The 12,536-nt window shown below is 44.7% G+C and carries 9 protein-coding genes and 1 pseudogene; 9 read left to right on the top strand and 1 reads right to left on the bottom strand.

The features are described 5' to 3' along the window. The first annotated feature begins 291 nt into the window (after nucleotides 1–291). The 4 genes and pseudogenes from ACP8HI_RS10335 to ACP8HI_RS10320 all read left to right on the top strand — a co-directional run bounded on the left by ACP8HI_RS10335 (nucleotide 292) and on the right by ACP8HI_RS10320 (nucleotide 6,406). On the top strand, nucleotides 292–1,530 hold the full coding sequence (locus ACP8HI_RS10335; protein ID WP_438351775.1) for an RICIN domain-containing protein: 1,239 nt from the start codon (nucleotides 292–294) through the stop codon (nucleotides 1,528–1,530). Nucleotides 1,531–1,877: 347 nt separating this feature from the next. After that, nucleotides 1,878–1,961: pseudogene (locus ACP8HI_RS10330) on the top strand (DUF255 domain-containing protein); the annotation flags it as partial. Nucleotides 1,962–2,373: 412 nt separating this feature from the next. Then, complete coding sequence (locus tag ACP8HI_RS10325) at nucleotides 2,374–5,544, top strand: GNAT family N-acetyltransferase (RefSeq protein ID WP_438351001.1); 3,171 nt, start codon at nucleotides 2,374–2,376, stop codon at nucleotides 5,542–5,544. Further along, complete coding sequence (locus ACP8HI_RS10320; RefSeq protein WP_438351000.1) at nucleotides 5,531–6,406, top strand: amidohydrolase family protein; 876 nt, start codon at nucleotides 5,531–5,533, stop codon at nucleotides 6,404–6,406. The genes ACP8HI_RS10325 and ACP8HI_RS10320 overlap by 14 nt, the downstream gene beginning before the upstream one ends. A 162-nt stretch (nucleotides 6,407–6,568) precedes the next feature. On the opposite strand, the gene ACP8HI_RS10315 is transcribed toward ACP8HI_RS10320, so the two are convergent. After that, a complete protein-coding gene (locus ACP8HI_RS10315; RefSeq protein WP_438350999.1) occupies nucleotides 6,569–7,015 on the bottom strand; it encodes an Rrf2 family transcriptional regulator in 447 nt (148 codons plus the stop codon). Nucleotides 7,016–7,231: 216 nt separating this feature from the next. Here ACP8HI_RS10315 and ACP8HI_RS10310 point away from each other — a divergent pair, with 216 nt between their 5' ends. The 5 genes from ACP8HI_RS10310 (at nucleotide 7,232) to ACP8HI_RS10290 (ending at nucleotide 12,531) form a co-directional block, all read left to right on the top strand. After that, complete coding sequence (locus tag ACP8HI_RS10310; protein ID WP_438350998.1) at nucleotides 7,232–8,098, top strand: SDR family oxidoreductase; 867 nt, start codon at nucleotides 7,232–7,234, stop codon at nucleotides 8,096–8,098. A gap of 199 nt (nucleotides 8,099–8,297) precedes the next feature. Then, nucleotides 8,298–9,038 (top strand): AAA family ATPase, encoded by a 741-nt coding sequence (locus ACP8HI_RS10305; RefSeq protein WP_438350997.1) that lies wholly within the window; start codon nucleotides 8,298–8,300, stop codon nucleotides 9,036–9,038. Between the two features lie 711 nt (nucleotides 9,039–9,749). Beyond that, on the top strand, nucleotides 9,750–10,757 hold the full coding sequence (locus tag ACP8HI_RS10300) for a zinc-dependent alcohol dehydrogenase (protein ID WP_438350996.1): 1,008 nt from the start codon (nucleotides 9,750–9,752) through the stop codon (nucleotides 10,755–10,757). Nucleotides 10,758–10,770: 13 nt separating this feature from the next. After that, nucleotides 10,771–11,598: a sugar phosphate isomerase/epimerase family protein gene (locus tag ACP8HI_RS10295; protein ID WP_438350995.1), complete on the top strand. Its 828-nt coding sequence runs from the start codon at nucleotides 10,771–10,773 to the stop codon at nucleotides 11,596–11,598. A gap of 72 nt (nucleotides 11,599–11,670) precedes the next feature. Then, on the top strand, nucleotides 11,671–12,531 hold the full coding sequence (locus tag ACP8HI_RS10290) for a sugar phosphate isomerase/epimerase family protein (RefSeq protein WP_438350994.1): 861 nt from the start codon (nucleotides 11,671–11,673) through the stop codon (nucleotides 12,529–12,531). Nucleotides 12,532–12,536 lie beyond the last annotated feature (5 nt).

Below are 12,536 nucleotides of genomic sequence, written 5' to 3'. Positions count from 1 at the left end.
TTTTAGGTGTGAAAAGGAAGTGAACAAGTATATAATTAGGTAAAAAAGGAAATGACAGCGCTATCAAATATAAATATAACTGTTAAGGGAAATGATCAGTGTGGAAAACCTTCTCTGCAAACCATAAGTTTCGGTTACATATCAATCCGGTTTCAAATGCGCGACCGCGCGGCGTGCATTGAAATAATCATGAAATATGAGAGGTGATGTCTAAAGGGCTCATCATGGGCAAAATATTGTCTTATGCATTCCTAAGTTATTAAAATATCATTTGAAAAGGAGAGGAAAATGATGTTGAAAAGAGGAAAAGTGCTAAGTCTATTTTTGGTGTTCATACTCGTGATAACTGTTCTACCCACTACCAAATCAAGTGCAGATTCAAGCTGGAATTTGGCATGGAGCGACGAATTCGATGGAACTTCCCTGAATACTGCAAATTGGAAGGCCGAAGTTGGTACTGGAAGCGGTGGCTGGGGAAACAATGAGCTACAATATTATACCAACCGTACGCAGAATCTGCAGGTTACAGGTGGGAATCTCGTCATTACGGCGCAAAAGGAATCCTATGGGGGTATGAATTATACCTCCGCACGGATAAAGACACAGGGATTGAAAAGTTTTACCTATGGAAAAATCGAAGCAAGAATCAAGCTGCCCTCAGGACAGGGACTATGGCCGGCGTTTTGGATGCTGGGAACGAATATTGATTCGGTGGGTTGGCCCAAAAGCGGGGAAACGGACATTATGGAACGTGTAAACAATAATTCCAATGTCAATGGCACTGTGCACTGGGATGCTAATGGGCACGCCGAATACGGACAAGTTTCCGGAAATCTTGATTTTTCCCAGTACCATGTGTACAGCATTGAGTGGGATGCGAATTATATAAAGTGGTTTGTGGACGGCACCCAGTTTAATGCTTTCTATATCGAGAATGGAACTGGAAACACGGAGGAATTCCAAAAGCCATTCTTCATTCTGCTAAATCTAGCCGTGGGTGGAAATTGGCCCGGAAGTCCCAATAGTTCAACCTCATTCCCGGCGCAAATGCTGGTTGACTATGTACGTGTGTATCAGGCCGCCTCTTCGTCCAGCATCGTTAGCGGAGGTATTTACACCTTAGGTGCCAAGACCAGCGACAAGGTGCTAGATGTAGTGGATATTTCCACGGCGAGCGGAGCTAAAATTCAGCAGTGGACCAATTACAGTGCCAATAATCAGAAATTCAAGGTGGAGAGTACGGGGGATGGATACTATAAGCTTACGGCAGTACACAGTGGAAAAGTGTTGGATGTGCCAAACTCCTCAACTTCCAGCGGCGTACAGCTGCAGCAATGGGATGACAATGGTACCAATGCCCAAAGGTGGAGTATAGTTGATGTGGGAGGCGGTTATTACAAGCTTGTTTCCAAAGTGAGTGGATTAGTAGTGGACATAGCCGGATCTTCAAAGGCAGATGGAGCAGCGATCCAGCAATGGACAGACAACGGAACGGATGCGCAGAAATGGTTATTTACCAAAGTTAACTAATACGGTTTCATCTTTATAAGCGGTTGCAAAAGTGGATTGAACCCAAATCCCCGGTGAACGGAAGACTTCAATATATTTGTCTGGATACCGTGTCCCCGTTTCTGGAAATTAATTCTTGCGACGGGGTGCAGTATTTATAGGAATGAAGGCATATAAAATGTTCATTAAAATGATGACATCTTTTTTAGATCGCTACCTTGGATGAGGGCGGTCTATTCTTTTTGATTTTTCGGAGGTTGTCAAATCTTTTGTGTAAATTATATTAATAAATGCCTGTCCCCGAGTGGAGACAGATCATCTGAGATTTTGCCCAATACGTTCCGTAAAATACGGAAAGCTATGCAAACAATCCAGTGAACTGGTATCGATGGGGTGAAGAGGCATTTGCCAAAGCAGTAGAAGTGAATAAACCTGTGTTCTTATCTATCTAGGGAATAATTCATAGTGCGCAGTATTTTGAATATGTATAAGACTTTAAATAAGACTTTATTAAAGGCTCAAGTATTTAGTAATGATAGTAATGTAGCGGTGGTAGATTTTATTTTAAAGTATTTAATCCGTAGTTAAATACTTCCATTTTATAGTATGATAAGTGTACTGCTTATAGAGTCTATCAGAATAACCTATGGCATGAAACAGCACTCTATTTTTGAGGGAGGTTTAAAGATGAAGTTTTGTCTTCATCGTGGTGACACTATAGAAGTAACATCAAATCTTGGAGTTAATGCAGATAAAGTGATTTGGTGTAGCTATTTTTAAATGTTAGGTTTAGCCATTGAAGAGGCTTTTGTGTATAACACTGTAAGAGTACATACCTTTAGATGAAGATCAGGAGATGAGAGCATGACCACAAATGATACCGCAGAACAAATCCGAATTATCGAATACGATCCTTCCTACGCTGGAGCGGTCGCTGATATGTGGAATCTTAGCAACGAAAGTTGGGGAGGCGGCACCAAGCAGAGGACGGAGGAGACTGTGCGCCGGGAGATGGAGACTTCGTCCAATCTTCATGAGTTTCTCGCCGTCGATGGCAAAGAGGTTATTGGCTTCTGCAGTTTCGCCCATTACCGTCAAGATGAAGGGGCTTTGTATGTACCGCTGTTGAATGTTCGACCCGATTATCACGGTTACAAGGTCGGTCGTAATCTAATCTTGAATGCTGTCCGCAAGACAGTGGAAGCGGAGTGGCCACGGCTGGATCTATTTACTTGGGCAGGCAACACCAAAGCCGTGCCCATGTATAAGAAGTGCGGGTTCTTCTGGGAAAAAAATGAAGATTACGTCCACCTGATGAACTTCATTCCGACCGTATTGCAAACCGAAGTACTTACTCCTTATTTTGAGGTGCTGGATTGGTATGCAGACAGCACTCGCGAGCTCCTTATCGAGCCGGATGGTCGCCGGGTGCGCGGCTTCGATTACTTTGATTACACCTGGAGTAAGGGAGATCTCTCCGTGCGAGCGGAATTCGAAAAGACTGGTCGCGGGCTGACAGCTCTCGACACTCCTGATTATACAATTTCCACCGAAATCGACGATCACGATCTTGTGTTCGGTTGTGGCTACAATGTTCGCTATCGCATCAAGAACTGCTCGGCTTCCGAGCTGGCGATTGAGATCAAGGGGGAGGACGACAAGAGTATCCGTTTTGCGCTGAACGCTGTCAAAAAGATCGCTCCGGGAGAAACGGTCATCGTGGAGGGGGAATTCGAGCTTGACCCGATCCGTGAGGAGCAGAATGATATGAAGACCCATCCCGTTGTCAAGAGCCAATGGGTTATCGGTGGCAAGCGGGCCGAGTTCCATATAGGTATCGCTCCTAAATTCCCGGTAAAGATGAAGATGGTGTTGCCAGTCAGTGAGCTTTATCCGGGTATTCCGGCCGAGCTCTATCTGAACGTGGAGAATAATTTTGACTCGGAAGCGGAGTTCGCTTTTGTATGGCCAGAGGATGGATCTGTGGAATGGGCCGAGCCTGTAGTACGATTCACAGTTCCAGCTAAATGCAAAGCATCTATCCCGGTATCATTCACCTTGCGGTCCTACGGACTCTACTCACGGGAGGTTGAGGTGACGGCCGTTCCGGCGGATAGGAAGGGGGTTGCCTTCACAAGCAAGCTGTCCGTCCTGATGAAGGGAAGGCATGGTCGCTTCGGTGGGGAAAACGGGGACCAGTGGGTCGCCGTGAACGGCGCATTCTCCCTCCATCTCAACAAGCTCGATAATAACATGTGGATCGAATATCCTGGCTCGCACCACAGTTTCTGGTGGAACTATCCGAAGCTGGGCAAACCGTTTGCAGAAGAATTCTCCAAGAAGCAGGCCAAAGAAGTGAAAATTTACTCGGAAGGGGAGAGCCAAGTTCTTGAAGCCCTCTACGAGTCGGATGACTTCCCAGGTCTGCAAATAAAGTCGGTGGCCAAGTTGTTCGCAAGTGGCATCGCCGAATTTCATCATGAAATCTGCAACACTAGTAGCAAAGAGCTGGAAGAGAACATGTATCTCCTGACGAATTTCGGTTTCTTCGGCAACCGACTCATCTTGCCATATCAGGGCCAGTATGTGGATATGGCCGACGAATATTCTAGCGATCCGAACCTTTGGGACTATGCGCAGATCACGGAGAACTGGCTGTTTAGCAAGGAAAAGGACTTTGCTTGCGGTATTTGTTGGGACCCTTCCCTGAAGCTACTTCGCCCGGAATACCCGCTTGGGCTGGAGCATGATCTTGGCCGAATTTCCGCTGGAGCCGTCGTGCGGACGAAGGCGACCGTGTTTGCACTGAACACCTTTGCCAAGTGGTGGGATTTCCGCACCTTCGCCCGGAAGCAGCGTAACCCGGTCGTACCGGTGCTGGACGATCATCTCGAACTGGTGCTTGGCGGCGGAAATCCCTTCGTGGCGGGGATTTTGAACGTTGAACTTATCGAAAGAAAGATGGTTCCGCTCGCTGGTAGCTTGGAACTTTATGTGCAAAACGGTGAGGGAACGGATCGAAAGGTTGCCGACATGAAGTTGCTAAGGGAGCGGGACCTTCGTTCTGCGAACTTTGAGTTCTCCTCCGAGGAAAAGCAAGATCTGGGAAATGGCGAATCCGGTTGTAAGGTCCGGGCCATCTATCACGGTGAGGATCGGGTTCAAGAGCGGTCGGCTCTTTGGTTTCCTCAAACGGAAGCAAGCGTTGTTTGCGAGATAGAGGAGGATGCGGCAGGTCCCGTATATACGGTGAACAACGGAGTCCTCTCCATAGCGGCAGCCCCCGGCTTCGGTAGCGTCGTGCATTCCCTGAAGCATCAAGGCGAAGAATGGCTGGACAGTTCATATCCGGAAGCGGCCCCTCGTTCCTGGTGGAATCCCTGGTATGGCGGACTTGGCGTGGGTATCCCCGGCATGAGTGGCTTCAGCCGACAGCAGGAGCCAAGAAATGCGACTTGGGCCGAGCGGGCGGATATGCACGGTAACATCTGGAAGGGACTCCGAATGACCACTGTCATCGAGAAGCAGGAAGCGAATCGAGGGATCACGATAAACCAGCATTACCTCATGCTGCCCGGTGTCCCTGTTCTTTGTGTGCTGCATTCGGTGACCAACGAAAGTGGCGTGGTTCTACCGCATTATTCGCTCTCGGACGATAATTTCTTCAAACCTTCGCCTGTCTTCTCCGAAGGATGGATGGAGATCCCAGGAGAGGGAAAGTTCCTTCTCGGGAAGCTGGAAGTCCATCTTCAGTCCAAGGGGCTCTTACGAATCGGCGCGCTTTCTCGTCAGAACATGCTGCATGTAGTGAATAGTTATTCCAATCAGAACTCATCAGCGTATGTGAACAACAAGGTGTTCTGTCATGGCGTGAATCACCATCTTTCCCTTAAGAATGGGGAAACCATCTGGACACAGCCGACTTTTCTGGTCTTGGGTCGAATGACTCTGAATCCGGAGGATGTCTATGACCTTCTGAAGCTAACCTTTGCCAGTCCTACCGACAATAAGGAGTCCACACATGCCGATTATTGATATTCATATTCATCTCTCAGACATCGATAGCTTTCATCAAACAGCGATAGATCTATCCAAAGTCGATTACACTGCTACAGGACTCAAAGCGGAGTTTGACAAGAACAACGTCATTCTCGGCATTGGAATGGGTGTCACCGAGCAGACGAAGGGGGCGTTTCCCGATTCCAGTTCACCCAACCCGATGGGTCTAGATTTGCAAGACAGTGTTCCGCCATTCCTAATGGAATGTGTTGGCATCAATCCGAACATGCTCGCTGGCAAGCACGCTCTGGAGGAGCTGGAACGGATCGAAGCGCGGCTGCAAGCTCCTGAGGTAGCGGGGATCAAGCTGTATGCTGGTTACTACCATTATTACGTCTATGACAAAATCTACACGCCGATTTATGAATTGGCTGCTAAGTACGGCATGCCAGTGGTAATCCATACTGGCGATACCTACTCGATGAACGGATTGCTCAAGTACTCGCATCCGCTTACCGTAGATGAATTGGCCTACCAGCAGCGTGGCGTGAATTTCATGATCTGCCATCTGGGTGATCCCTGGGTGATGGACGCCGCCGAAGTGGTGGCCAAAAATCCTAACGTCTATGCGGATTTGTCCGGCCTTGTCGTCGGTGATCGTCCCCATTTCGAACGGTTCATGAACGAACCGCTGTTCATGGACCATTTCCGCCGGGCGCTCGTGTACTCGGATCATTACGAGAAAATGCTGTTCGGAACCGACTGGCCGCTCGCGCCGATCGACCTATATGCGGAATTCATCCGCCGGCTCGTGCCGGAGCAGCATCATGAGAAGGTATTCTACGAGAATGCCATTAGGCTGTTTCCGCGTATCCAGGAGCGAATCGCGGTGCTATGATAGCGTCAGTGACGGCTGAGTCAGAGCGTGGTGAAGTGCGAGAGACTTAAAGCATAAGAAAACAAGCCATTCCCTGAGATAGAGCTAAGGGGATGGCTTGTTTTTTGTTCAATGAATAACGGTCACTGTTTGCTGATAAAAAAAGAAGAATGTCTTTTTATATTAATTCATTATTTTATTAAATTTCTCTTTTTCAGTAATATCCTTAACAATATCTTCAATTGTCACATTTCCTAGTACCTTTTCTAAAGCTAATTGAGCCGCTGACAACACAGGAGTAATCGAATCTTGTATGTTCCTGCCCACAGGGCAATCAGGGGAAGGATGTTCATGCACACTAAACAATTCATTATCCTGCACAACATCGACTGCCTTATAAACGTCAAGTAATTTTATATTTGATGGTTCCTTGGCTAGTTTTGCCCCTGCAATACCCGGTTGTACTTCTATTAACTTCGCTTTTTTAAGCATCCCCATAATTTTTCGTATTAAGGAAGGGTTTGTGTTTACACTCCCTGCTAAATACTCTGATGAACTTATCCCGTCTTTATTCAATTCTATAAGAGCTAATATATGAACACCAACGGTAAAACGGGTACTGATGGACATATCATTCACCTACCTTATATTTTCATTTTAAATGTAACTCACATTATAATCATGTATCTAATTTGATTACAACGTATTATACCTTATCTTCTGTAAAAAATAAAAAAGGTGTAATAAATCTGTTGACAAATTTTCATGATGTATTTAAGATGAATACAGGTATTAGAAATGAATACATGTAAAAATTAATTAAATATAAATTGGAGGAATAGACAAATGAAAATATTAGTAACAGGAGCAACTGGGAAATTAGGTTCGAAAGTCGTGGAAACTTTATTGAAAACTCTATCAGCAGAACAACTAGCTGTAAGTGTTCGCAACCCTGAGAAGGCGGAAGGTTTAAGGGCTCGTGGCGTGGATGTGCGTCAGGGAGATTTTGATCGCCCAGAAACATTGGATACTGCATTTGCAGGAATCGAACGCTTATTAATTATATCTGCCGATGGGGACAATGAAACAAGAATTCGACAACATTCCAATGCTGTCAAAGCAGCTGAACGTGCAGGAGTTAAATTTATTGCTTATACAAGCTTAGCCAATGCAACAGAAAGTACAAATTTGATGGCTCCACCTCATGTTGCGACGGAAGCAGCCATCATTAAGACGGGTATCCCATATGCATTCTTGCGAAATAATTGGTATTTGGAAAACGAAATTGGAAGCATTCAAGGTGCTTTGGCAGGTGCTCCATGGGTATCTTCTGCTGGAGTAGGAAAAGTAGGCTGGGCACTGCAACAAGATTATGCAGAAGTAGCAGCAGCGGTTCTTGTAGGACATGGTCACGACAATAAAGTGTATGAACTTTCTGGTCCTCTTCTAACTCAAGAAGAATTCGTGTCTATTCTCGGTGTTGTATTGGGTAAAGAAATTCCTGTACAACAAGTGAATGACGAGAAATATGAAGAAATCATGAAAGGTTTGGGTTTACCTGATTTTGTAATTCCAATTGTAGTAGGGATTCAAGAAAGCATTCGAAACGGTTCATTAGAAGTTGAAAGCAATGATTTTGAGAAAGTTCTCGGTCGTCCAGTTACCCCGATCAGCGAAGCACTAACGCAAATGGTTAAAGAAATCTCTCTATAATACAATGAACTGAACAAAAAACCGACTTTTCTGGATCCAACAGAAAGGTCGGTTTTTTAATGTCAAATTGTACAATGAATATCGAGGACGATGACTTTGCAACCGCATTGTAGAAGGGGACTATGGTAACATAAGAAGGTCAGTATATTACAATTATTATATTTTCTGAATTGTAGAAAAGTGGTTGGGAGAGGGTACCTTGTTCTTACGAAGTCTAGAGATTATGAGGAAAAATGAAATTAACCATAGCAACTATCCGTTTTCTATTTTAGCTATAAAGAATCTGGACACTCTTGAATTCAAGACAAATATTACCTTCCTTGTTGGAGAAAATGGTTCAGGAAAATCAACAATCCTGGAAGCCATAGCTTACCAATGTGGGTTTAATACGGCAGGTGGAGGTAGGAACAACACCTATGAGGTAGATGCTTCCCAATCTGTCCTGGGTGATCATATTCGATTGTCTTGGATGCCCAAGATTACAAACGGCTTTTTTCTGAGGGCAGAAACTTTTTATCACTTTGCATCTCATCTAGATACTTTGCCGGAGAGTTTGAAGTATTATGGAGGTAAATCCTTACATGAGCAATCACATGGCGAGGCTTTTCTATCTCTCTTTCATAATCGTTTCGGGAAAAAGGCGATCTATTTACTCGATGAGCCAGAGGCAGCTCTTTCACCAGCACGGCAATTAGCATTATTACGTATCATTAAGGATTTAGAAAATGAAGCCCAGTTCATCATAGCAACTCATTCTCCGATCCTTCTCGGTTACCCAGATGCACAGATACTTAACTTCGATGAACACCCCGTTGGGGAAATTCGGTATGAAGACACGTTACACTACATCATCACTAGACGTTTTCTCGAAAATAGGAAGACAGTACTTCATGAGCTATTCAGTGATTCAGATGATCCAAGTGATGATGAAAAACTATAACTTTCATTTATTTCGTACTAGATAAAGCTAACCATACGAGAATAGATTAAACGACACTAACTCCGCGTTAGTGTCGTCGCTGTCGTCATTAGAATCAACTTACCCATTCTCCATTTGCTAAAATATTTTTAGCTATATACTCGGTAAAAAGTGTTTTAGAATTGAATACATAGCCGATCAACAGTAGCCGAAGGAGTCTCATTGATATGGCGGATAAAGCTTGGTAGTCACGGATATGGATTCGTCTTCAAATAATACGCGATTGATTTCCTCATTCAAGAGTTTGTTTATCCCTTTAAACTCCCATTTTCACGGTAAGCCTTACTATGATTGTATAGCGTTGAAAGTGCGTGCCCTGTCACTTTGAGGATCGTTTCATAGGATTCACTAGATTTATTCAATAGTGCGCCTTTGAATGTGTGCCATCCACGATATCCACATCTGATAAATTAAAGATCTACGAGCTCATTCATTTGACGAAGCATATTATCTTTAGGCACGACTATATCGTAAATGTCCATATATGGGAGTTAGCTTCGGAGCCGGAATAGTCCTGATGAATCGGCTTTTTTATTTAGGTTTTTTAATGTAAAGGATAACTGCCAAAATCGTATTTTTAGACAAAAAATCATTTTTGCAGTCAAAGACAAATCTCTTGAAAAGCCATACATTTAAAAGGACAGTTGACTGAATATGAGGAGTGAAAGTACTGTGAAAAATAGAAAGATCATGTTTATGAGCCCATTGCAGGTCGAGACGGTAGAAGAGACGTTGGTTCTCGAGGACTTAGGTGAAAATGAGGTACTCGTTAAATTGGTATATTCCCTTATCAGTCCTGGAACAGAGCTGGCCATGCTCTCAGGCAAAGAAGAATGGGCCCAGCTTCCGCTTTGTCCGGGCTATGCAAGCGTTAGCCGAATTATTGAGACTGGCAAAGGGGTCAAGGATTTCCAGGTTGGAGATATTGTCTTTCATTATGGCGGACATTGTGAATATCAAGTCGTGAATACCACAGATGTTATCATTCAAGTACCAGATGGGCTTGATTTGAGATGGGTCCCATTTACTCGAATGGCAACAGTAGCTTTTACTTCTGTCCGTGTGTCGGACATTGAGCTTGGAGATAAGGTAAGTGTGACAGGTCTTGGACTTGTGGGAAATCTCGCTGCTCAATTGGCACGCCTGCAGGGCGCTACTGTAATAGGAGTGGATATATCCAGTGAAAGGATGCGGACTGCGCATCTATGCGGTGTAGATTACACATTGGATGGTAGCGGGAACACGGTGAAAGAGCAGATTATGGCGATTACAAATGGCAAAGGTGTCTCATGCCATATTGAGGCTACTGGTGTATCTAAAGTTGGGATTGAAAGCCTCAATTATATCGGCACACAGGGCGAGATCATTTTTTTGGGTAGTCCGCGGGGGGAGTATAATACGGATATTACGGAGGTACTGAATTATTGCCATCTTTATAACCGGGGTTGTATCACATTTAAAGGTGCCCATGAATGGCGTTATCCAACGGAGCCCAATCCGTTCGTGAAGCACTCCCTGGTGCGAAATTCGCGTATTGTATTTGAGCTTATGGAACAAAAGAGGCTGGAGATCGAACCTTTGATTAGCCATGTTATCAAGCCAGAGCAATCCAAGGAAGCTTATGAGGGATTAAGAACGAATAAAGACCAGTACAATGGCGTGCTGTTCGACTGGTCATAGGAGGAGAATAGAAATGATTAGAGGATTAACGAAAGCAGGTTTGGGAGAAATCAGTTCAAATGAAGAATATATCAGAACGGCGAGCCAATTCGGCTTTCAATCGGTAGATCTGAATCCATTGGAATTGGTACAAGAGTACGGGAAGGAAGGGGCTATTGAGCTACTGGAAAACCATGGGGTTATGATAGGCTCATTCGGTTTAGAGGTCGATTGGCGAACTACAGAGGCAAGTTTCCTAGAGGGGATGAAATCGCTTATCGAGATGGCGGAGGCAGCAGCTGCACTGAATTGCACCACATGCTGCACTTACATTTTACCTTCTACGGATCTTCCAGTAGCACCGTTCATGATTGCAGCGACGAGAAGATTAAGGTTATGCGCGGATATATTAGGAGCTTATGGCATCTCTTTGGCTCTGGAGTTTGTGGGCCCTCATCATTTGCGTACGCAGTGGGCTAATCCGACAATTTGGACGATGGAAGATACGCTGGAGTGGATGGAAGCTATCAAGGTGAGAAATGTCGGCCTTTTATTGGATTCCTATCATTTCCACACAAATGGGCTGAACCCTGAAGATCTGCTGAAATTAAAACCCGAACAAATTACGTATGTCCACATTAATGATGCCAAGCCGCTGCCGATTGAGAAACTGCTGGATTCTGATCGGTTGTATCCTGGCGAAGGCACGATTGATCTGATCGGATTTTTGAGAAGTTTGAAAAAGATCGGCTACACTGGAGTAGTTGCCCAAGAGGTGTTGGCACCAGCCTCATCCGAGAGTTCACTCGAATTATTTGTCCGATCACAGACTGGTTTTGATAAAGTTTTTGCATCGCTGTAAAGTTGACTCGGCAACAAAAAAGTGACTTAATTCCATAAGATTGTATTGATGGACTTCAAAGGGGAATTATGGATGACTAATTTCAAAGGTAAAATAGCTGCACACACGATCACTTGGGGACAAGAGCACGTCAAGGCGTTGGAGGAAGTTTCAATGCTGGGTTACAGAGGGATTGAACCGTGGGCGTCTTTTGCACTTCAATACGAAGAAAATCCGGAACAATTAAAAGAGATCTTGGCCGATTACGGGCTTGTGATGACCGCTTTATACGGCGGTGCTTCCGGAGGTCAGAATCAAAGCTTTGGAAGCCTGACTGACCGTGACAACATCATAGATTACAATGTACGCTTAGCCAAAGTCATAGCAAAATGTGGTGCAGATATCCTCGTGTTGGGTCCAGGTGGCATCCGTAATCATCCAACAACGCTGGAAGAACTGAAGATTGCCGCGGTTACGATTAATGAAGTGGCCAAGAGAACCTATGAATTAGGGGTGAAGGCCTGCATCCATCCACATTTGTGGACGGAACTGCAGGATGAGGGCGAGTTGGAAGTTGTGATGAGTATGGCAGATTCGGAAGTTGTATTTTTTGCGCCGGATTCGGCTCATTTACTTGGAGCGGGCATGGACCCAGCAGTAATAATAAGACAATATCAAGACAGAATAGCATATGTTCATCTCAAAGATCTGACCTCAAAAGATGCAACCAGGGCTGATTTCCCAATGTTGGCGGAACATGAACAGCTTCCTTTTTTTTGTGAGTTGGGAAGAGGTTCTGTCGATTTCTCGAGTATAATAGAAACATTGAAGGAAATCTGCTATACCGGCTGGGTTACGCTCGAAGTAGACGAATCGACGAATACACCGTATCATAGCATGGAAATATGCCGTGATTTTATAGAGGAGCAACTAAAGATTTCGGTTAAAGGCTGAATAGC

Origin of the sequence: Paenibacillus sp. FA6 (genome assembly GCF_051550225.1) — a bacterium.
GTDB lineage: Bacteria > Bacillota > Bacilli > Paenibacillales > Paenibacillaceae > Paenibacillus_AQ.
Note: the sequence above shows the minus strand (reverse complement) of the source record. Positions and strands in the feature narration are given on the sequence as shown.